Genomic DNA, 19,276 nt, shown 5'->3' with positions numbered 1-19,276 from the left:
TGACTACAGTTGTAATCAGTCCCGCTGCATACCTAATCCATTCAACCGTGCGATCAAGGCGCCTTCGCCGATCCTCAAAAGCGTTTCGTCAGGTAAAGTTGCGGCACGTGGTTGATCCGGTCGGTGCGGGCCCCTCGCGGATTATAGATCAGCATGTAGCCGGCGCCGAGTGACAGACTTTCGCTCACCTCCCGCGTCACGATGGTGCGGGCCCGCCACTGATCGCGCGGAGCAGTGCTCAGGCGATTGCGCCGCTGGGCGAGATGAAGGAACTCGCCGTCGATGCTCGCGCGCCATCCTTGGCCAAGAGGCAGAGTGTAGCGCACCATCTGCCGTAGACGCAGCTCCATCCGGTCAGCACCGTCGAAGAAGCGCTGCTCGACCCGCGTGCGAGCCGAAAAGCGCCCTTTGGATAGCGTCACCTGCTGGTGCGGGCGAAGCTCGGTAATGCCGCCCTCGGTCTCGAACACTCCAAAGCCGCCGCCGATCCGCACGCCATCATCAACCTGCTGGTCGATATTGAGCCTGAGCGTCTGTTGCTCGTCGCCTCGCCCTTGTTCGCGCCAACGCGCCGATCCGTCGAGCGCCCATGACGTGTCCTCGTCAAAGTCCCCGCGCGCGACCGCGTAAACCCACAATTGCACATCTTCTTCGGCAGCAGAGGCAAGAGACGGTTGCCAAGCCGCCCACGCACAGGCAATCACGCTGGCAAATCGGCTTAGCCCCCTCATCATGGCGATAAGGGTATAGGCGCAAGCCTCTGATTGCCACCCGTCACACCCGATAGGCTGAGGAGAACAACCGCATGAAATTCTTCGTCGACACCGCCGAGATCGATCCGATCAAGGAACTCGCCGCAACTGGCCTGCTCGACGGGGTGACCACGAACCCCTCGCTCATCCACAAGTCGGGCCGCGACTTCATGGAAGTAACCAAGGAAATCTGCAGCATCGTTGATGGCCCGGTCAGCGCCGAAGTCGTCGCCCTCGACCATGATACGATGATGAAAGAGGCTGAAGTGCTGCGCAAAATCGCGGACAATGTCTGCATCAAGGTTCCGCTGACGGTCGACGGGCTGAAGACCTGCAAGGCGCTCACCGAAGACGGGACGATGGTGAACGTGACATTGTGCTTCTCGGCCAATCAGGCGCTCCTCGCGGCCAAGGCTGGGGCGACCTTCATTTCGCCTTTCGTTGGCCGTCACGATGACAACGGCTTTGACGGGATGGACCTTATCCGTGACATCCGCCTGATCTACGATAACTACCTTTTCGACACTGAAATCCTTGTCGCATCGGTGCGTCACACCAATCACGTGCTCGAAAGCGCGAAGATCGGCGCCGACGTCATGACTGCGCCGCCAAAGGTAATCCACGCGCTGTTCAAGCATGTGCTGACCGACAAGGGGATCGAGGGCTTCCTCAAGGATTGGGAAGCGACCGGGCAAAGCATCATCTGATTTGGGCATCAATTGATCGCTGCAAGCCGTATCCCTATCTGAACCAAGAGAATGTCCGAAGAATCCCCCCTCGACCGCTTCAAACACGCCTTGACCGGAGCAGCGCGCGCGATTGCGCGTGATGCCGAGGTTGAGGTTGCGTGGAGTGCAGACGTGCCCGGCGCGTCGGGCAATCGTTTCCGGGTGCCTCTGCCCGGACGCGATCTGCCGGCCGATCAGGTGACCGAGGCGCGCGGCTTTGCAGACAGTTTTGCGCTCAAATTGCGCCACCACGATGCGGGGCTTCACGCGATGGCCGCGCCGCCCGAGCCGGTGGCGCGCGCCTGCTACGATGCGATCGAGCAGGTCCGTTACGAGGCGCTGGGTGCAAACCGGTTTGGCGGGATTAAATCGAACCTCGATTCGGCCACAGAAATGCGCACTGCGGGTGACCCGATTGCCCGCGCGCAAAACGCTTCCGAGGTGCCGCTCCAAACCGCGCTCTCGCTGATGCTGCGCGAACAGCTTACCGGCGAAGCCATTCCTGACCGCGCTCAGGCAGGCGTGGGGCTGGTCCGCGAATTCATCGAAGACGCCGTGGGCGACGATTTCGCCTCGCTTGCCGAACAACTGAGCGATCAGGAAGCCTTTCAGAAGCTCACGCTCGACCTGCTCCGCGATCTCGACCTCACGCGCCCGACCGAAACGCCCGAAGAGACCGAGAACGACGACAGCGAAGAGGACGAGGGCGAGGACGACGACCAGACCGGCGACGAACAGAATGAAGGCGACGCCGACCCGCAAAGCGCCGAGATGGCCGGCGAAATGGCCGAAGGCGACGCCGATGGCGAAGCCGACAGCGAGATGTCCGCCGATGACGAGACGCAGGAGGGTGAGCCGGGAGAAGAGGGCGATGCCTCCAACGCGCCTGTGCGCCCGAACCGCCCGCAAGCCGACATCCCAGATGGCCTCGACTACAAGGCCTTCACAGACCGTTTCGACGAGGAGATCGAAGCGCCCGAACTGTGTGATGCCGAAGAGCTCGACCGGCTGCGCGCCTATCTCGACAGCCAACTGACAGGGCTTCAGGGCGTGGTCACGCGCCTCGCCAACCGGTTGCAGCGCCGCCTGATGGCGCAGCAGAACCGCAGCTGGGACTTCGACCAGGAAGAGGGCGTTCTGGATGCAGCGCGCCTTTCGCGCGTCGTTGTTTCTCCGGGCACGGCGCTGTCCTACAAGGTCGAGCGCGACATCGACTTCAAGGACACGATCGTCACGCTGCTGATCGACAATTCTGGTTCGATGCGCGGGCGACCGATCTCCATCGCCGCGATCAGCGCCGACATTCTCGCGCGTACGCTGGAGCGCTGCGGGGTAAAGACCGAGATCCTCGGCTTCACGACGCGCGCCTGGAAGGGTGGGCAAAGCCGCGAAGCATGGCTGGCGGATGGCAAACCGCAGGGTCCGGGCCGCCTCAACGATTTGCGTCACATAATCTACAAGCAGGCCGATGAGCCATGGCGCCGCGCGCGCCGCAATCTCGGCCTGATGATGCGCGAAGGGCTGCTCAAGGAAAACATCGACGGAGAAGCGCTCCTCTGGGCACATTCCCGCCTGATCTACCGCCCCGAAGAGCGCCGCATCCTGATGGTGATTTCCGACGGCGCGCCGGTTGATGACAGCACATTGAGCGTGAACTCGGCAGGCTATCTCGAAGCACACCTGCGCGGCGTGATCGACTGGATCGAGAACGTCTCACCCGTGCAGCTGGTCGCTATCGGCATCGGTCACGATGTGACCCGGTACTACCGCCGTGCGGTAACCATCATGGATGTCGAGCAACTGGGCGGCACGATCATGGAGCAGCTTGCGGAGCTGTTCGAAGATGAGAAGGGGCCGAAGCGGCGCTGATCAGGGCTTCAATGCAAATCGACGCCGTGGATCGCCCTTCATCAGATAGCGCTGCACGATCACCATTGCGATGGCGAGAATGGCGAAGTTCGACAATGCAAAGACCATCCAGAATGTCGCGATCGGCATCACTTCGACGATACCGAAACGCGGGTTGGTAAGCATCTGGCTCAGCCCCGCCATCAGAAGCCCTGCATAGCTGAAGGCGAAGCGCACCTGGTGTTTGCGAAGCCACTCAGGATCGCCGGTTACGCGCCACCGCCAAAGCGCAAACGCGCCAACCGCCGAACTGACGCCACCGACTATGATAAACAGATGGAAGAAGCCCCAGCCGCTATTTCCGAATTCAAGCACAGTCGCAGGCACGAAGGCGACAACGCCAGTCGTGACCAGCATCGCCACAACATAAGCAGACGCAAATCGGCGGTGAGGCGCGCCACCTTTCGGCAGCGAAAAGACGATCGCTCCCAAAACAATGGCAGCCATCGCTGCGACGATATGAATTTGCAAAAGCAGGCTGAGATCGCTCATCGTTCTTCCCCTCGACGACGGCGCAGTGCCTAGCATATGTGTATTATTGAGGCAATACAGTGGTCGGTTGCTTTTCGAAACCGCTCTGTTAGGTCTTGCTGCCATGAACGTTACCGAAGCCGTCACAACCCGCCGCTCTGTACGCCAGTTTCTCGATAAGCCGGTCGATCTCGAAACCATCCGCCGTGTCATGGACAAGGCGCGCTGGGCTGCTTCGGGGTGCAATTACCAGCCTTGGGAAGCGACGATCCTGACGGGTAAGCCGCTGGCCGAGCTTCAGGAGAAGATGAAGACCACTCCTCCGCAGCAGGCCGAGTATGACTGGACTGCTCCAGGGCAGGAGGAAGCTTACACCAAGCGTCTCCACGGCGTGTCCGCTGGCATGTTCGGCGCCATGGGCATAGCGCGTGATGACGGGCAGGGCCGAATGGCCGCAATGGCGCGCAACACGACCAGCTTCGATGCGCCGGTCGTCATGTTCACCTATTTCCCGCGCTTCATGAAAGAGGCGCAGTGGTCTGACACCGGCATGTGGCTCGCCACGGTCGGTTTGCTCTTGCGCGAGGAAGGGCTCGACAGCTGCTACCAGGAATACATGGCGCTTTATGCCAACGTCATCCGTGAGCATATCGGGATCGACCATGATCGCTACATGCTCTTTTGCGGCATGGCGATCGGCTATCGCGACCCGGACGCTCCGGTGAACAATTTCGAGCGTGAGCGTGAGCCGCTCGACGATACGGTGAAGTTCCTCGGCTTCGACTGAGCGCGGGTCAATCGTGCCCGCGCTGGTCCTCTGACACCTGCCGGACAACGTCGGGGTCGTCCCAGATCATCACCCCCATGGTGATGAACCATGCGAGCATTCCGCCCGCCAGCATCCGCTCGTAAGCGCCGTCATAGTCGGTCGGTACGAAGAAAAAGAGCGGACCCAGTACAGCCCATGCCACTCCGCCGAGATAGAGCGATCGGCCAAGCCACTTGTTGATTTCCCAGAATTGCCCGGCGGTCAGCAGGACGGTCAGCGGGAAGGCTAGGCCCAGCACATAGACCAGCCGGTAATGGATCACCGGCCCTTCGCCGGTCGTGTAAGCCTCGTATCCAGCGATCAGCACAACGCAGACCGCCACGATCACCAGCAGCCATGACCCGATCTTCCAGTCCAACCGATCGATCCGCCATCGCAGCAATCCGGCGGTCGTTGCCAGCACCGACGCGACGAACGCGTAAATGCCAAGGTCGGCAAGCTCGTCTGCAGGCGTGCCCTCGTCTTTGGATGCAGCAAGGTCGCTGATCGTGTCGCGCATGATGCCGACCTGCTCGGACATTCCTGTGCCTATGAAGTCCATGATGACCGAGATCAGGCATCCGCCAATCGCGATGCCTCCCAGCACGCGCGAGATCGTATCGGTTCCGGAATCTGTGCTGATCGTTGGCTCCTGTTGCACTGGGTGGCGGTTTGTCGCATGGGCGCTGGCATGGCCCAGACACCGCTTAGACTGTTCAACTCTCTCAACAGGCAGATCGAGGAGTTCGTTCCAATTCACGAGGGCGAGGCGCGCGTCTACACCTGCGGGCCGACGGTCTATAATTACCAGCATATCGGCAACATGCGCGCATACGTGTTCGCCGATACGCTTGGCCGCACGCTTCAACTCAAAGGGCTGAAGCTCACTCACGTCATCAACATCACCGATGTAGGCCACCTTACGTCCGACGCTGATGAGGGTGAGGACAAGATGGAAAAGATGGCGGCGAGCCAGGGCAAGAGCGCTTGGGACATCGCTCGCTTCTATCAGGAAGACTTCGAGCGCGATCTGGCGCGGCTGAACGTTCAGAAGAAACAGCACCCGCGCGCGACCCAATATGTCGAAGAAATGATCGCGTGGGGCAAGCGCGTGGCGGACAAGCACTGCTATGAGCTTGAGAGCGGGCTCTATTTCGACGTCTCGACGGTCGCGGATTACGGCAAGCTGGCCCGCGCCGTCACCGAAGAGGGTGAAGGGCGGATAGAGCGGCTGGAGGGCAAGCGCAACGCGGCCGACTTCGCGATCTGGCGCAAGACGCCGGAGGGCGAGACGCGGCAGATGGAATGGGACAGCCCATGGGGCAAAGGCGCTCCGGGATGGCACCTTGAATGCTCGGTCATGGGCGAGGCGCTGCTCGGCTTTCCCTTCGACATTCACACCGGCGGTATCGACCACCGCGAAATCCATCACCCCAACGAGATCGCGCAGAACCAGGCTTATTGCTGCTCGGGCGGGCTTTCCGATGCGACCAATTCGGGCGCGCGCATCTGGATGCACAACAACTTCCTGGTCGAGCGTTCTGGCAAAATGTCGAAGTCGTCGGGCGAGTTCCTGCGGCTGCAACTGCTGGTCGACAAGGGCTTCCACCCGCACGCCTATCGGATGATGTGCCTGCAAGCGCATTATCGCAGCGAGCTCGAGTTCAGCTGGGAGGGGCTGGAAGCGGCGCTGACGCGATTGAAGCGGATGATCATGGCGGTTGAGCGGCTTGCCGATGCGCCGTCGCAGCCGGTTGCGGAACACCCCAAGTTCGCTGCTCCGCTTGCCAAGTTCGAAGAGGCGATGTCGGACGATCTTAATACCGCGATTGCTCTGACTGCGCTGGAAGACGCGCTTGCGACCAAGAAGGTCGATGCAGGCATCAAGCGCGCTGTGGTTGAACATATGGATGCGGTGCTCGGCCTCGACCTTTTCAGCCTTTCCAGAGCAGACTTGCGCATTCGCCCCGCCTCAGCTGAAATCGCCGAGGAAGAGATCGAAGACGCGCTCGCCCGCCGCAAGGCTGCGCGCGCCGAGAAGGACTTCGCAACCTCCGACGCAATTCGCGATGAACTCGCGGCTAAGGGCGTGGAAGTGATGGACGGCGACCCGCTGGGTTGGGACTGGAAACTCTCCTGACTTCCCGTCGCCCCAGACTTGATCCGGGGTCCGGCCGCCTTCTACGATTGGGCGAAAAGAAGCTGGATCCCGGTTCAAGTCCGGGGTGACGAAAGGATTTCAATGACCACACTCGCAATCTCCGGCCTCATCCGTCCGCTTCTCGAACCGCAGCTGCCCAATGGGCTCGATGTGCGTTGGTTCATGACTGCCGAGGACGCGATCGACGCGGTGAAGGGTGCAGAGATCGGCTGGTTCGACATGAACGACAAGGAGGCGATGGCGAAGGCGCTGCACGCCGCGACTGATCTCAAATGGCTGAACTCGATCTATGCGGGCCTTGATTTCCTGCCGATGGATGTGCTGATCGAGCGCAATATCACCGTCACCAACGGCGTCGGCATCAACGCGATCACCATTGCCGAATACGTCGTGATGGGCATGCTCAACATCGCCAAGGGCTACCGCGACGTTATCCGCGCGCAAGAACGCCGCGAGTGGCTGCTCGATTCTCCGGGAAAGCGCGAGCTCGCCGGTTCGAAGGCCCTGCTGCTTGGCTACGGTGCAATCGGGAAACTCATCAAGCCAAGGCTCAAAGCCTTCGATGTGGATGTGAGCGTGGTGCGCCGATCAGGCGGAGAGGGCGTGCTGACGCCTGACGAATGGCGCGGGAAACTGGGCGACTTCGACTGGGTGATCCTTGCCGTGCCTTCCACCCCCGAGACCGAGAACATGATTGGCGCGGACGAGCTTGCAGCGATGAAATCGGATGCAGTGCTCGTCAACATCGCGCGCGGCGAAGTGGTCGATCAGCCGGCGCTTGTCGAGGCGCTTCGCAGCAAGGCTATCGGCGGGGCATTTCTCGATGTGACGACGCCCGAACCGCTTCCCGAAGATCACGAGCTTTGGACGCTCGATAATGCGCACATCTCGATGCACCTGTCAGGCCGTGCGCAGGACAAGATGTTCATCCGCTCTGCCACGCGCTTTCTTGAGAACCTGCAAAAATATTTGGACGGAAAGCCCGTCGCGCCGATCTTCGATCCGCATCTGGGCTACTGATCTAGGCCGCTAATTTTCCGGGAATTTCCGCTTCGCCCTTGGATTCTGGCGGAATCCTGCAATACATGGCTCTGACGTCCGGCCATCACGGCTGCGACACACACGACACGTACCGCAAGGACATTGGGTGCAGCCTCCACGTAGAGGCGTCCTTGCGTGAGCATTTTACGGTCACGGCGAAAGGCAAGCGACGGCTTTTTGCGAAGTATTGGGGGGAATACGAAAATGAGCGATACCAAAAAAGCGTCTGACGTCTTTATCGACTGTCTCGAGGCCGAGGGCTGCGAGTATATCTTCGGTGTGCCGGGTGAGGAAAACCTCGACTTTCTCGACTCCCTTGGCCGCTCAAAAAAGATCAAGCTGATCCTCACGCGCCACGAACAGGGCGCAGGCTTCATGGCCGCGACCTATGGCCGCCATACCGGCAAGACCGGCGTGTGCGTGGCAACGCTTGGCCCGGGCGCGACCAACTTCGTAACCAGCGCGGCCTATGCGCAGCTTGGCGGGATGCCGGTGCTGATGATTACTGGCCAGAAACCGATCAAGAAATCCAAGCAGGGCCGCTTCCAGATTGTCGACATCGTCTCGCTGATGGAGCCGGTCACAAAGTATTCGATCCAGATCGCAGCCGGCGACAACATCCCCAGCCGCGTGCGCGAAGCCTATCGCCTCGCCGAAGAGGAAAAGCCGGGCGCGACGCTGATCGAGCTTCCCGAAGATATTGCCGAGGAGCAGGCGACCGACTTCAAGCCGCTTCCCAAGAGCGTGGCGCGTCGTCCCTCAGCTGAACCCAAAGCGGTTCGCGCTGCGGTGAAAGCGATAGAAAATGCAAAGAACCCGGTCCTCGTCATCGGAGCGGGCGCCAACCGCAAACTGTGTGGACGGATGCTCGAACAGTTTGTCGAGAAGACCGGCATCCCATTCCTGACCACTCAGATGGGCAAGGGCGTGATCGACGAACGCCACCCGAAATTCCTCGGTTGTGCGGCGCTTTCGGCTGGCGATTTCGTTCACCGCGCGGTCGAAGCCTCCGATTGCATTATCAATGTCGGCCACGACGTGATCGAAAAGCCGCCTTTCTTCATGAAGGACAACGGCGTCACTGTGATCCACGTCTCGACCAAGACGGCGGAGGTCGACCCGGTCTACTTCCCGCAGATCGAGGTCATCGGCGACATCGCCAACGCGGTCTGGCAGATCAAGGAAGACATCTCGCCCAATCGCGACTGGGATTTCGAACAGATGCTCGGCTACCACAAGGCTGAGCTTGAACACACCGGCAAGCTTGCAGCCGACGATCGCTTCCCGATCTTCCCGCCGCACCTTGTTCAGCAGGTCCGCGATGCGATGCCGCGCGATGGGATCATCTGCCTCGACAACGGGGTCTACAAGATCTGGTTCGCGCGCGGATACACCGCTTACCTTCCCAACACCGTGCTGCTCGACAATGCGCTTGCGACGATGGGTGCAGGCCTGCCGTCAGCGATGATGAGCGCGATGCTGTACCCCGATCGCAAGGTTATGGCGATCTGCGGCGATGGCGGTTTTATGATGAACAGCCAGGAGATGGAAACCGCGGTCCGCCTCGGCCTTAACCTGACGGTCCTGATCCTGCGCGACGATGCATACGGCATGATCCGCTGGAAGCAGGCGAATATGGGCTTTGACGATTTCGGTCTGACCTATGGCAACCCGGACTTCGTGCAGTACGCGGAAAGCTACGGCGCGAAAGGTCACCGGGTGGAATCCTCAGCGCATCTGGCCGAGCTGCTGAAGCATTGCAACGAGACGCCGGGTCTCCACCTGATCGACTGCCCGGTCGATTATTCGGAAAACGACCAGATCCTGAACATCGACATCAAGAAGCTGAGCGCCGAGCTTTAAGCTTAGCGTTCGCGCGCTTCATTCGATCAACTCACAACCTCGCTTTCAGGGGAAGACCATGCACGAAGTCGTCAATCCGTTCGACCGCCAGAAGATCGGAGAGGTTCCGACGCACGATTGGGAGACCATCGACGGGTATCTCGCCAAGGCCGAGGCCCTGCACAAGAACCGCGATGGCTGGCTCAAAACGCATGAGCGCGCCGCGATCCTCGAAAAGGTCGTCGAGATCATGAAGGATCGCCGCGATCACCTCGCGATGCAGATTGCGGACGAAGGCGGCAAGCCGCTGATCGATGCGCGCGTCGAGGCGGACCGCGCGATCAAGGGCGTCGAGCTGTGTATCGAGGATCTGGGCAATGTGCGCGGAACCGAGATTCCGATGGGGTTGAGCTCCTCGGGCGACGGTCGCCTCGCCTGGACTTCGCGCGAGCCGATTGGTCCGGTCGTGGCTGTGTCGGCGTTCAATCACCCGCTCAATCTGATCGTGCACCAGGTCTGTCCTGCGGTTGCGACCGGCTGCCCGGTGATTGTCAAACCGGCCAGTGACACGCCGCTATCGTGCTTCGAGTTCGTCTCGATCCTGCACGAAGCTGGCCTGCCCGAAGACTGGGCGCGCGCTGTCCTTCCTTCGCGCGATGCGTCGGAGAAGATGGTCACCGATAACCGCGTCGCCTTCTTCACCTTCATCGGTTCGGCAGGCGTGGGCTGGGGGCTTCGCTCCAAGCTCTCACCGGGCACGCGCTGCGCGCTCGAGCATGGTGGGGTAGCGCCGGTAATCGTCGATCCAAGCGCGGATATCGACGCGGCGGTAGGTTCGCTCATCAAGGGCGGCTTCTACCATTCAGGCCAGGTCTGCGTCTCAGTTCAACGTGTCTTCGCGCATGCCGATATTGTCGATAAGCTTTCATCGAAGATGGCCGATGCTGCCAAGGCTCTGAAGGTCGGCAACGCGATCCAGGAAGACGTCGAATGCGGCCCGCTGATCCGGCCCAAGGAGGTCGACCGGGTCGAAGAATGGGTAAGCGAAGCACGCGACGGCGGGGCCAAGGTCCTGTGCGGCGGTGAGCGGCTCAGCGACACGACATACGCGCCAACCGTGCTGCTCGACCCGCCCAAGGATGCCAAGGTTTCCACGCAGGAAGTGTTCGGGCCGGTGGTCTGCATCTACACCTACACCGACGTGGACGAGGCGATCGCGCAAGCCAACTCGCTCGACGTTGCGTTCCAGGCGGCGATCTTCTCGAACGACCTTGCGAACACGATGCACACCTATCGCAACATCGACGCAGCCGCGGTGATGGTGAACGACCACTCAGCATTCCGCGTCGACTGGATGCCGTTCGCAGGGCTCAAGCATTCGGGCCACGGCGTTGGCGGCATTCCCTATACGATGCACGAAATGACCATCGAGAAGATGATCGTGATTAAGGCGTGAGGTTTGGGCAGGCCCATCCGGGCCTGCCTCCTCGCTGGACGTGCTCCGCTTCGCTACGCACACGCTGCGGGCGGGCGGTCACCCTTGCGGGCCATACGGCCCGTTCCGACATTTCTTGCTCAGCTTTCTTCCAAGAGCAGCAACACCGCTGTTACCACCATGCGCTCGTCTTCGCCGAAGCGGTGGTCGACCTCTCTGATGGTAGCATCCGCAACGAGCTGGCCGGGGATGGTGAATTCGTGCTCGGGCAGGTTGGCGATGAACTCTTCGCCAACTGCGACAGCATCCGCACCGTTGAAATCGAGCATCACTTCGTGCCGCGTGCCAGCAAAGGTGATCGAACTCCACGCCTTCTCCTCATGGGTGAGCAGATCCGCGCGGCCATCAGCCAGCATCAAGAGCGCCTCGCGCACCCGGTCAGCTGTCGTGCGACGCGGGCGATAGCGGCGACCTGCGGGCCGAGCAGGGACTTCAGATGTGGCGGCGGACTTGGTTTCAAGCGCCGCGCTGACGCGGGCAAGCGGCGCGGCAAGCAGGGAGGAATCATACAGCATGGGCAAGGTCCTTGGTTTCGAGAGTATCGGTGTGTGAAGCCGCTGACGCTGCGGCAAACTCGGCCATCCAGTTGAGCGTTCGCGCTTCGGTTCGCGGACGCGGGATGCGGCCCATCCGCAAGTCGAGGACGAAGCGCGGATCACCCGCGGCGAGCCGACCGAACTTGGTTGCAGGCATTTCGTGAGCCTTGAGGAATTGCTCGACTTTCCGAAGCAGCATTTTTGATCCCTTTCCTGGTCATTCCGGACTTGAAGAAGCTGGGACGCCTGCACCGCGAATCGCTCAATGTTCACTAAACGTTCCACCTCAAATCCTACTTGTCTAGGAAAAATCCTTTGTGTAGGAAGAATTTATGACAAACGCCTCCGACACCTCACTCGACGCACCTCGACAGCGCCTGCTTGATCTGGCGCAGGAGCGCGGCGCCAGCCTCGCGAGCCTATCGGTGCTGATCGGCAGAAATGCGAGTTATCTCCAGCAATTCATTAAGAAAGGCTCCCCGAGAAAGCTCGAAGAGGGAGACCGGAAAGTGCTGGCACAATTCTTCGGGATCTCGGAAATCGAGCTTGGTGGAACTGAGAGCGTGGCGCAGGAAATATCCTACACGACTGGATCTGGCAGTGCCGATTCGACTCAATGGGTGGTGGTTCAACGCCTTGCTATCGGCGCATCAGCGGGACCAGGCGCCTTGCCAACGGAGGAGGCTGCGTTCGATACATTCCGTTTCTCGCGCCGTTGGCTGGCCGAGCAGGGACTGAGTAATGCGAAGCTGTCGGCAATCACGGTCGAGGGGGATTCGATGGAGCCTTTGCTCAATGATGGTGATGAGATCCTCATCGACCGCACTGAGCGCGCGTTTCGTGACGGTGTGCACGTCGTGCGGCTTGGCGAAACGCTGATGGTCAAGCGCGTTGCCCGTGCGGGGGCAGGGCGGTTCGCCTTGCTCAGTCAGAACCTGGCTTACCCGCCTGTCGAAGTGGCCGCCGACGAACTTGAAATCATCGGCCGTGTGGTCTGGAAGAGCGGCCGGATCTAGAGCACGCCGCCGCGCTCGCTCTTGCGCTTTGCAATCCAGGTGGCGTGCTCGTCCTCGACCCGGCGCCATGCGCCGAAGACCGAGAGGCCCTCTTCAGGAGCGCCCTTGCGACCCAGCGAATAAATCTGCTCGTAAAACCAGAATTGCGTCGCAAATCCGGCCATGGTCCGCACGAGCTTGATCCGGGTGAGGAATGAAAGCGGACCGGGCAGCAGCGAAAGCTCATCTTCGAAGCGCGGCAGGTCCTCCTCGCCAGCCAGCAGGTGGTTGGGGCCATCGGGTTGGGCACACAACGGACGGCCAAGCCCGATAAGGTCGGCTGCGCCTTCATCCAGCGCCTGCTCCATCGCCGCGCGGGTGCGAAAGCCGCCGGTGACCATCAGTGGAACCGATACGGCATCCTTCATCGCCTTGGCGAAGTCGACGAAATAGGCTTCGCGCTTGAGCGTGGATGCTGCGACTTGCGGGTTGTCGGCGGGTTCGGTCCCCTCGATCCCCAGCAGCTTGGGCTGTTCGTATGTGCCACCTGAAATCTCGATCAGGTCGACGCCAAGTTCTTCAAGCCACTTTACGACCCTGAGGCTGTCCTCGAAGGCAAAGCCCCCTTTCTGGAAATCCGCGCTGTTGAGTTTCACTGCGATCGGAAACGCCGGACCCACTGCCTCGCGTGAGCGGCGCACGACCTCGGTCAAAAGCCGCGCGCGGTTTTCGAGGCTGCCGCCCCATTCGTCGCTGCGCTGGTTGGTCTTGGGGCTGAGGAATTGCGAGATCAGGTATCCGTGCGCCGCATGGACCTGTATCCCGGTGAAGCCAACTTCCTTGCAAGTCTTGGCCGCGCGGACGAAGCCTTCGATCACGGCCTCGATCTCGTCAGCCTCAAGCGCGACAGGTTCGCCGAACTGTCCACCGGGCAGGTCGAGCTTGACCGCTGATGGCGCCTTCGGATGCGGATTGACGATGGCCATCGTCTGCCGCCCAGCATGGCTGATCTGCGCCCAGAAGTGATTGCCATTGAAAGTGCCGGCAGCAGTCCATTTGCGGAATGCCGTCAGCTCGTCTTCGCTCAATTCGCGGTCGATGATTACGTTGCCGGGGCGTTCGAGGTGGTGGGCGTCGATCTGGATATTGCCCGATAAGAGCATCCCCGCACCACCTTCGGACCAGATGCGATAGAGTCGCTCAAGCTCCGGCGTTGGCAGGCCATCGGTGTCCGCAAGCCCTTCGGTCATGGCAGCCTTTGCGAGGCGGTTGGGAATGGTTGCGCCGCAGGGAAGGTTTAGAGTGGTGTCCAAGGCCATGTTTGTCGCTCTCCCGGTTTCAACTTGCTACCGATAGCGCGGCGGTGGCGATCGCGCACCTTGCTCGTCCACAACTTGCAATTGGTAGAGCGACCCGCCATTTCACCGCGCATGACCGATACGCCCATTCCCCCGATGAAAGCCGCGATTATCCCGGTGACGCCGCTGCAGCAGAACTGCTCGCTTATTTGGTGCACCAAAACGAACAAGGCTGCACTGATCGATCCGGGCGGCGATCTCGACAAACTGAAAGACGGCATCGCCAAGGCCGGGGTCGAGATGGAGAAAATCCTCATCACTCACGGCCACCTTGACCATTGCGGTCAGGCAGGCATGCTCGCTGAGGAACTGGGTCTGCCGATTGAAGGGCCGCACAAGGACGATCTGTTCTGGATCGAGCAGCTCGACAGCGACGGTGCGCGCTATGGCATGACGGCGCAGAGCTTTACGCCCGACCGCTGGCTGGAGAACAATGACACGGTGACGGTGGGAGAGCTAACGCTCGACGTGATTCACTGCCCCGGCCACACGCCCGGCCATGTGGTGTTCTTCCACGCGCCGAGCCGCTTTGCGATCGTGGGAGACGTGCTGTTCCAGGGATCAATCGGACGCACCGATTTCCCGCGTGGCAATCATCAAGACCTGATCGATTCGATCACGCAGCGCCTGTGGCCGCTGGGTGAAGACGTGATGTTCATTCCCGGACACGGACCGACGAGCACTTTTGGCCGCGAGCGCAAGACCAATGCGTTCGTTTCGGACTACGCGTTGTCCTGATCGCCCTTTGCCATCGCCTGGCTTTCGCGCTTCAGAGGCCGTGAAACGGGGCAGACCTCCTGCACATATCCGTTGAGCGTATTGGTGAGGTTCTCGCGAACCAGTCGGTAATGCACGTATTGCCCGCGCTTCTCGCTTTCCACGAGACCTGCGTTCTGGAGTACGGTGAGATGCTGCGAGACGGCTGGCTTGGAGATGTCGAACCGCTCGGCAATCTGGCCGGCGGTCAGTTCGGACTCCGAGAGGTACGCCAGGATCTTGCGGCGCACGGTCGAGGCTAGGGCTTCGAAAACTTTCTGCATGATAGCTGGGTATATAAGCGCTTGCTTAATCGCTTACCAGTGCGCATAGGTATTTAAGTGATACATTAATTACCTATGGAGTTGCCGATGATTCGTTCCGAGGGTGAGCAGGCAGGCGAAGGCGCGCAAAGCCGCGACCGCTGCGAGGTGAACTGGATCGTCGACACTCCCGGCGCGGACTCTTCCAAGGGCGAAGTGCAATGGGATCCGGTGCACAGCGCATGGAATGGCGGGATGTTGCTGGCATCGCTCGCCCTCATTCCGTTCTTCACCACGCCCGCAGCGGTTGTAGTGGGGCTGGGACTGACCGGAGCGATGGTGCTGCTCGGCCACTCGGTCGGGTTTCATAGACTACTGATACACGGCAGTTTTGAGACGACGCCCTTCCTGCGGCGCTTCCTCATCTGGTGCGGTGCGGTGGCGGGAATGAGCGGGCCGATCTGGATTGTGAAGACTCACGACCTGCGCGATTGGGCGCAGCGGCAGGACGATTGCCACGACTACCTCGCTCACCGCAGGCCGATGCTGCAGGACGCATGGTGGCAGCTGCACTGCACCCTGAATCTCGACAATCCTCCGCGCTACAACGTCGCAAGGCTTGAAGAGAGTCGCTTCATCCGCTGGCTCGAACGCACATGGATGCTCCAGCAATTGCCGATAGCGGCGCTGCTATACTGGCTAGGCGGCTGGCCGTTCGTTGTTTGGGGCGTGTTCGTGCGCGTCACCCTGACCGTGCACGGTCACTGGTTTGTCGGCCACCTCGCGCATCGCCGCGGGCCGCAAAGTTGGGAAGTGCGCGGGGCAGGGGTGCAAGCCCATGACGTGCCGTGGGCGGGCGTCCCGACGATGGGAGAGGCCTGGCACAACAACCACCATGCCTATCCCGGCAGCGCGCGCATCGGCCTCAAACCCGGTCAAAGCGATTGGGGCTATCGCTTCATTCAGGTGCTGGAGAAACTGGGGCTGGCCTGGAACATCTGTCTGCCGGAACACATGGCTGGCAGAGCGGCCAAACTGGTAGAGGTCGATCCGCCCGTCAAAGCACCCGTGCCGCAATCAGCGCAGCCACGATAGCAAGGCCGAGCAGCGTCAGCAGAGTCACGATCGTCCCGATCAGGCGCCCCATCTTGAACGAGCCTCCATCCATGCCGAATGCGTGCGCGATGCGGGCAATGAAGTAGAGGGCAGCCACATATTGCAGCCAAGCCTGGCCTGTCCCGGAAAGTTCGATCACGAGAATCAGCGCGAGCACAAACGGCGTACTCTCGACGAAGTTTGCCTGCGCGCGCATGCGCCGGATCAGCGGCTCGCAGTCTTCGTCGCCGACGTAGACTTTCTCGGCGTTGCGTACCGCGCCGATCCGCAGCATCAGCCAGACATTGAGAATTGCCGCCGCCGCAGCCGCGGCCAGCGTCACAGGAAGCAGTGCCATTGAACGATCCCCTCGCGTATAATTATCAAGTCCCCTGCTTGGCCCTCACGCAGATGGCTTGCAACCTTTGAGTTTTGCGCTATATCGCGCGCCTTCCCGCCAGACCGGCTCGGACGCTTTCGCCTGGGACATATGCCTTCAGGGTATATGCCTTGTGCGCATCGCGGCCTTGCCCTAAGGGCAACGAGAATACGCCCTAAGGGCAACACCGACACGCCCTTCGGGCATTTTACGAAACACGCTGCGCCTTATTGGCGCAAACAACGCATTAATTGAGGAAGTGGCTTAGCCATGGCAGTCCCCAAGAGAAAAGTATCCCCGCATCGTCGTGGCAATCGTCGCGCACACGATTCGCTGAAGGTCGAAGCATTCCAGGAATGCTCCAACTGCGGTGAACTCAAGCGCCCGCACCACGTGTGCTCGGCATGCGGCTTCTACAACGGCCGCGAAGTGATGGTGCCTAAGGGCATCTAAGCCGTCATTAAAGAAGGACCAGGCGCATGACTCTCCCGCGTATCGCTGTTGATGCGATGGGCGGCGATGAAGGCGTGCGCGTCATGGTTGAAGGCGCTGCGCTTGCGCGGCGTGAATATGACGACTTCAAGTTCCTGCTGGTCGGTGACCAGCAGCGCATTGAACGTGCGCTCGATACGCATCCCGGCATGGCCGGCGCCAGCGAGATCCTCCATTGCGATGACGTGATCAGCGGCGACGAACTGCCCTCGCGCGCTATCCGCCGTGCCAAGACCACCAGCATGGGCCTTGCCGTGAACGCGGTGAAAGATGGCCGCGCAGGCGCTGCGGTCAGCGCCGGCAACACCGGCGCGCTGATGGCGATGAGCAAGATCGCTCTGCGCACGCTTCCCGGCATCGACCGTCCGGCACTCGCCGCTCTCTTGCCGACGCTCGAGCCGCACGACGTCGTGATGCTCGACCTTGGCGCAAACACCGAAGCCGACGCGCGTAACCTCGTCCAGTTTGCGGTGATGGGCGCGGCCTATTCGCGCATCGTCAACGGGTTTGAGAGCCCGAGCGTGCGACTGCTCAATATCGGCACCGAAGAGATCAAGGGAACCGAAGCCCTTCGCGATGCTGCCGCGCAGCTGACCGCAGCAACCGCCAACGGCAATTCCAGCCTTGCCCTTCAGTTCGATGGCTTCGTCGAGAGCGACAAGATCAACCGCGGCGAAACCCATGTTGTCGTGACCGACGGGTTTTCCGGCAACATCGCTCTGAAAGCGATCGAGGGATCGGCGCGCTTCGTGACGGACCTCTTGCGCCAGGCCTTTACCTCGTCGCTTCGTTCAAAGATCGGCTTCCTCGTGTCGCGGCCTGCGACCGAGCTTCTTCGCCATCACCTTGATCCGAACAACCACAACGGCGCGGTCTTCCTTGGCCTCAACGGCGTGGTCGTCAAAAGCCACGGCAGCGCGAACGCCAAGGGCGTAGCGAACGCGGTTACCGTCGCGGCCCGTCTGCTTGAGAACAAGCTGACACAGCGCATCGCTCACGACCTTGCCGAACTGGGCGAGGACGCGCTTCGCAAGGGCGGGAATGGCGCATCGACCGGACCATCCGAGGAAAGCGGAGCCGCAGCGTGACAGGCTCGAGAATTGTTGGATCGGGCTCTGCGCTACCTCAGCGCATCGTCACCAACAATGAGCTGGCAGAGCGGGTCGACACCTCGGACGAATGGATAATCGAGCGCACCGGCATCCGCCAGCGTCACATTGCGGGCGCAGGTGAGACCACGGCCACGCTTGCAACCGCCGCGGCACGCGCCGCGCTTGCCGATGCGGGGCTGAAAGCTGGCGATATCGACCTCATCGTTCTCGCAACCGCAACTCCCGACAACACCTTTCCTGCAACCGCAACAAAGGTGCAGCATGCTCTCGGCTGCAAGAACGGCCCCGCATTCGATGTCGGCGCGGTGTGTTCGGGTTTTCTCTACGCGCTCACAACAGCCGATTCGCTGCTCGCAACCGGCTCTGCGAACCGTGCATTGGTGATAGGCGCCGAAACTTTCAGCAGAATTCTCGATTGGGAAGATCGAACGACCTGCGTTCTTTTCGGAGACGGCGCAGGCGCGGTTGTGCTTGAAGCGCCTGATGCAGCGAACCCAGCAAAGGCCGGTGGTCCGGGCGTTCTCGCAAGCCGGCTTCACGCCGATGGCGCGCAGCATGATCTGCTTTATGTCGACGGTGGTCCGTCAAGTACGCAGACTGTCGGACATCTGCGCATGAAAGGCCCCGAAGTCTTCCGCCACGCGGTTGTCAATCTCTCCAGCGTTCTGAAGGAAGTGATTGAAGACGCAGACGTTTCTGCGTCCGATATCGACTGGATCGTCCCTCATCAGGCGAACAAGCGCATCCTCGATGCGACCGCCAGAAAGCTCGGAATTCCCGATGAAAAGGTTGTCGTAACAGTCGACAAGCACGCCAACACCTCGGCTGCATCTGTACCGTTAGCCTTCGATGTTGCGCGCAAGGACGGGCGGATCAAAGCTGGCGATCTGGTGATGTTCGAGGCCATGGGCGGCGGCTTCACATGGGGTGCAAGTCTCGTCCGCATGTAGTGACGACAGAGCCGATTGGCTTAACCGCGCAGGGCAAAACTCGTCCGACTTCGCGCAGTGCAGTTGCGCAATACCCCGTTTTTCAATAGGATTGTCACATTAACAGGGGTCGCGTTCTCTTTAAGGAGGGGAAC

General features: G+C 60.8%; 21 protein-coding genes. 13 read left to right on the top strand and 8 right to left on the bottom strand.

Annotation, left to right across the window (positions count from 1 at the left end; genetic code table 11):
- Positions 1-74: 74 nt before the first annotated feature.
- Complete coding sequence (locus tag NAP1_RS07885; protein ID WP_007164737.1) at positions 75-734, bottom strand: DUF2490 domain-containing protein; 660 nt, start codon at positions 732-734, stop codon at positions 75-77.
- A gap of 71 nt (positions 735-805) precedes the next feature.
- On the opposite strand from NAP1_RS07885, the gene fsa reads away from it, so the two are divergent.
- Both fsa and cobT read left to right on the top strand, forming a co-directional pair.
- Positions 806-1,459, top strand: a complete 654-nt coding sequence (gene fsa, locus NAP1_RS07880; protein ID WP_007164736.1) for a fructose-6-phosphate aldolase — start codon at positions 806-808, stop codon at positions 1,457-1,459.
- Between the two features lie 51 nt (positions 1,460-1,510).
- On the top strand, positions 1,511-3,349 hold the full coding sequence (gene cobT / locus NAP1_RS07875; protein WP_007164735.1) for a cobaltochelatase subunit CobT: 1,839 nt from the start codon (positions 1,511-1,513) through the stop codon (positions 3,347-3,349).
- Here the strand turns inward: cobT and NAP1_RS07870 are convergent, their stop codons facing one another.
- A complete protein-coding gene (locus tag NAP1_RS07870; protein WP_007164734.1) occupies positions 3,350-3,880 on the bottom strand; it encodes a hypothetical protein in 531 nt (176 codons plus the stop codon).
- 103 nt (positions 3,881-3,983) lie between these two features.
- On the opposite strand from NAP1_RS07870, the gene NAP1_RS07865 reads away from it, so the two are divergent.
- Entirely contained in the window at positions 3,984-4,646 is a 663-nt protein-coding gene (locus NAP1_RS07865) for a nitroreductase (protein WP_040464837.1), read from the top strand.
- Between the two features lie 7 nt (positions 4,647-4,653).
- On the opposite strand, the gene NAP1_RS07860 is transcribed toward NAP1_RS07865, so the two are convergent.
- The gene (locus NAP1_RS07860; protein WP_007164732.1) at positions 4,654-5,328 is read right to left on the bottom strand and encodes a DUF998 domain-containing protein; all 675 of its coding nucleotides are present in this window, start codon (positions 5,326-5,328) and stop codon (positions 4,654-4,656) included.
- A gap of 30 nt (positions 5,329-5,358) precedes the next feature.
- On the opposite strand from NAP1_RS07860, the gene cysS reads away from it, so the two are divergent.
- The 4 genes from cysS to NAP1_RS07840 all read left to right on the top strand — a co-directional run bounded on the left by cysS (position 5,359) and on the right by NAP1_RS07840 (position 11,167).
- The gene (cysS, locus tag NAP1_RS07855; RefSeq protein WP_040464836.1) at positions 5,359-6,807 is read left to right on the top strand and encodes a cysteine--tRNA ligase; all 1,449 of its coding nucleotides are present in this window, start codon (positions 5,359-5,361) and stop codon (positions 6,805-6,807) included.
- Between the two features lie 102 nt (positions 6,808-6,909).
- Positions 6,910-7,848 carry a D-2-hydroxyacid dehydrogenase gene (locus tag NAP1_RS07850; RefSeq protein ID WP_007164730.1) on the top strand — a complete coding sequence of 313 codons (939 nt, stop codon included), beginning with the start codon at positions 6,910-6,912 and terminating at the stop codon, positions 7,846-7,848.
- A 225-nt stretch (positions 7,849-8,073) separates the two neighbouring features.
- A complete protein-coding gene (locus NAP1_RS07845; RefSeq protein ID WP_007164729.1) occupies positions 8,074-9,732 on the top strand; it encodes an acetolactate synthase large subunit in 1,659 nt (552 codons plus the stop codon).
- A 58-nt stretch (positions 9,733-9,790) separates the two neighbouring features.
- Positions 9,791-11,167 (top strand): aldehyde dehydrogenase family protein, encoded by a 1,377-nt coding sequence (locus NAP1_RS07840; RefSeq protein ID WP_007164728.1) that lies wholly within the window; start codon positions 9,791-9,793, stop codon positions 11,165-11,167.
- Between the two features lie 119 nt (positions 11,168-11,286).
- On the opposite strand, the gene NAP1_RS16655 is transcribed toward NAP1_RS07840, so the two are convergent.
- Both NAP1_RS16655 and NAP1_RS07830 read right to left on the bottom strand, forming a co-directional pair.
- Positions 11,287-11,721, bottom strand: a complete 435-nt coding sequence (locus NAP1_RS16655; RefSeq protein ID WP_007164727.1) for a hypothetical protein — start codon at positions 11,719-11,721, stop codon at positions 11,287-11,289.
- Positions 11,711-11,941 (bottom strand): hypothetical protein, encoded by a 231-nt coding sequence (locus NAP1_RS07830; protein ID WP_007164726.1) that lies wholly within the window; start codon positions 11,939-11,941, stop codon positions 11,711-11,713. Before NAP1_RS07830 ends, NAP1_RS16655 begins: the two co-directional genes overlap by 11 nt.
- Positions 11,942-12,074: 133 nt before the next feature.
- On the opposite strand from NAP1_RS07830, the gene NAP1_RS07825 reads away from it, so the two are divergent.
- The gene (locus NAP1_RS07825) at positions 12,075-12,758 is read left to right on the top strand and encodes a S24 family peptidase (RefSeq protein WP_007164725.1); all 684 of its coding nucleotides are present in this window, start codon (positions 12,075-12,077) and stop codon (positions 12,756-12,758) included.
- On the opposite strand, the gene NAP1_RS07820 is transcribed toward NAP1_RS07825, so the two are convergent.
- Positions 12,755-14,056 (bottom strand): NADH:flavin oxidoreductase/NADH oxidase family protein, encoded by a 1,302-nt coding sequence (locus tag NAP1_RS07820; protein ID WP_007164724.1) that lies wholly within the window; start codon positions 14,054-14,056, stop codon positions 12,755-12,757. The two genes, NAP1_RS07825 and NAP1_RS07820, sit on opposite strands and share 4 nt — an antisense overlap.
- Positions 14,057-14,167: 111 nt before the next feature.
- Here NAP1_RS07820 and NAP1_RS07815 point away from each other — a divergent pair, with 111 nt between their 5' ends.
- Entirely contained in the window at positions 14,168-14,833 is a 666-nt protein-coding gene (locus NAP1_RS07815; RefSeq protein WP_007164723.1) for an MBL fold metallo-hydrolase, read from the top strand.
- Here the strand turns inward: NAP1_RS07815 and NAP1_RS07810 are convergent.
- Complete coding sequence (locus NAP1_RS07810) at positions 14,818-15,135, bottom strand: metalloregulator ArsR/SmtB family transcription factor (protein WP_007164722.1); 318 nt, start codon at positions 15,133-15,135, stop codon at positions 14,818-14,820. The two genes, NAP1_RS07815 and NAP1_RS07810, sit on opposite strands and share 16 nt — an antisense overlap.
- An 87-nt stretch (positions 15,136-15,222) precedes the next feature.
- Between NAP1_RS07810 and NAP1_RS07805 the strand changes: the two genes are divergently transcribed.
- Positions 15,223-16,209, top strand: coding sequence for an acyl-CoA desaturase (locus NAP1_RS07805; RefSeq protein ID WP_193353877.1), 987 nt, complete (start codon positions 15,223-15,225; stop codon positions 16,207-16,209).
- Here NAP1_RS07805 and NAP1_RS07800 read toward each other — a convergent pair.
- Positions 16,172-16,567 carry an MAPEG family protein gene (locus NAP1_RS07800; protein ID WP_007164720.1) on the bottom strand — a complete coding sequence of 132 codons (396 nt, stop codon included), beginning with the start codon at positions 16,565-16,567 and terminating at the stop codon, positions 16,172-16,174. The genes NAP1_RS07805 and NAP1_RS07800 overlap by 38 nt on opposite strands.
- Before the next feature lie 291 nt (positions 16,568-16,858).
- On the opposite strand from NAP1_RS07800, the gene rpmF reads away from it, so the two are divergent.
- Genes rpmF through NAP1_RS07785 form a run of 3 tightly spaced genes read left to right on the top strand, consistent with a single transcriptional unit; the run spans position 16,859 to position 19,142 of the window.
- A complete protein-coding gene (gene rpmF / locus NAP1_RS07795; RefSeq protein ID WP_007164719.1) occupies positions 16,859-17,041 on the top strand; it encodes a 50S ribosomal protein L32 in 183 nt (60 codons plus the stop codon).
- A gap of 26 nt (positions 17,042-17,067) precedes the next feature.
- On the top strand, positions 17,068-18,168 hold the full coding sequence (plsX, locus tag NAP1_RS07790) for a phosphate acyltransferase PlsX (protein WP_007164718.1): 1,101 nt from the start codon (positions 17,068-17,070) through the stop codon (positions 18,166-18,168).
- Positions 18,165-19,142 (top strand): beta-ketoacyl-ACP synthase III, encoded by a 978-nt coding sequence (locus NAP1_RS07785; protein WP_007164717.1) that lies wholly within the window; start codon positions 18,165-18,167, stop codon positions 19,140-19,142. The genes plsX and NAP1_RS07785 overlap by 4 nt, the downstream gene beginning before the upstream one ends.
- The last annotated feature ends 134 nt before the right edge of the window (positions 19,143-19,276 follow it).

The organism is Erythrobacter sp. NAP1, assembly GCF_000152865.1.
Lineage (GTDB): Bacteria > Pseudomonadota > Alphaproteobacteria > Sphingomonadales > Sphingomonadaceae > Erythrobacter.
The sequence above is the reverse complement of the archived record's forward strand: the minus strand, read 5'-3'. Positions and strand labels throughout refer to the sequence as shown.

Bases quoted from the DNA above. Each gene is read 5' to 3' on its own strand.
- fsa (WP_007164736.1), top strand. From the start codon at position 806: ATGAAATTCTTCGTCGACACCGCCGAGATCGATCCGATCAAGGAACTC.
- NAP1_RS07865 (WP_040464837.1), top strand. From the start codon at position 3,984: ATGAACGTTACCGAAGCCGTCACAACCCGCCGCTCTGTACGCCAGTTT.
- NAP1_RS07870 (WP_007164734.1), bottom strand. From the start codon at position 3,880: ATGAGCGATCTCAGCCTGCTTTTGCAAATTCATATCGTCGCAGCGATG.
- NAP1_RS07850 (WP_007164730.1), top strand. From the start codon at position 6,910: ATGACCACACTCGCAATCTCCGGCCTCATCCGTCCGCTTCTCGAACCG.
- NAP1_RS07830 (WP_007164726.1), bottom strand. From the start codon at position 11,941: ATGCTGCTTCGGAAAGTCGAGCAATTCCTCAAGGCTCACGAAATGCCT.
- plsX (WP_007164718.1), top strand. From the start codon at position 17,068: ATGACTCTCCCGCGTATCGCTGTTGATGCGATGGGCGGCGATGAAGGC.
- NAP1_RS07825 (WP_007164725.1), top strand. From the start codon at position 12,075: ATGACAAACGCCTCCGACACCTCACTCGACGCACCTCGACAGCGCCTG.
- NAP1_RS07805 (WP_193353877.1), top strand. From the start codon at position 15,223: ATGATTCGTTCCGAGGGTGAGCAGGCAGGCGAAGGCGCGCAAAGCCGC.
- NAP1_RS07800 (WP_007164720.1), bottom strand. From the start codon at position 16,567: ATGGCACTGCTTCCTGTGACGCTGGCCGCGGCTGCGGCGGCGGCAATT.
- NAP1_RS07885 (WP_007164737.1), bottom strand. From the start codon at position 734: ATGATGAGGGGGCTAAGCCGATTTGCCAGCGTGATTGCCTGTGCGTGG.
- NAP1_RS07820 (WP_007164724.1), bottom strand. From the start codon at position 14,056: ATGGCCTTGGACACCACTCTAAACCTTCCCTGCGGCGCAACCATTCCC.
- NAP1_RS16655 (WP_007164727.1), bottom strand. From the start codon at position 11,721: ATGCTGTATGATTCCTCCCTGCTTGCCGCGCCGCTTGCCCGCGTCAGC.
- NAP1_RS07815 (WP_007164723.1), top strand. From the start codon at position 14,168: ATGACCGATACGCCCATTCCCCCGATGAAAGCCGCGATTATCCCGGTG.
- NAP1_RS07840 (WP_007164728.1), top strand. From the start codon at position 9,791: ATGCACGAAGTCGTCAATCCGTTCGACCGCCAGAAGATCGGAGAGGTT.
- cobT (WP_007164735.1), top strand. From the start codon at position 1,511: ATGTCCGAAGAATCCCCCCTCGACCGCTTCAAACACGCCTTGACCGGA.
- NAP1_RS07810 (WP_007164722.1), bottom strand. From the start codon at position 15,135: ATGCAGAAAGTTTTCGAAGCCCTAGCCTCGACCGTGCGCCGCAAGATC.
- NAP1_RS07845 (WP_007164729.1), top strand. From the start codon at position 8,074: ATGAGCGATACCAAAAAAGCGTCTGACGTCTTTATCGACTGTCTCGAG.
- cysS (WP_040464836.1), top strand. From the start codon at position 5,359: ATGGCCCAGACACCGCTTAGACTGTTCAACTCTCTCAACAGGCAGATC.
- rpmF (WP_007164719.1), top strand. From the start codon at position 16,859: ATGGCAGTCCCCAAGAGAAAAGTATCCCCGCATCGTCGTGGCAATCGT.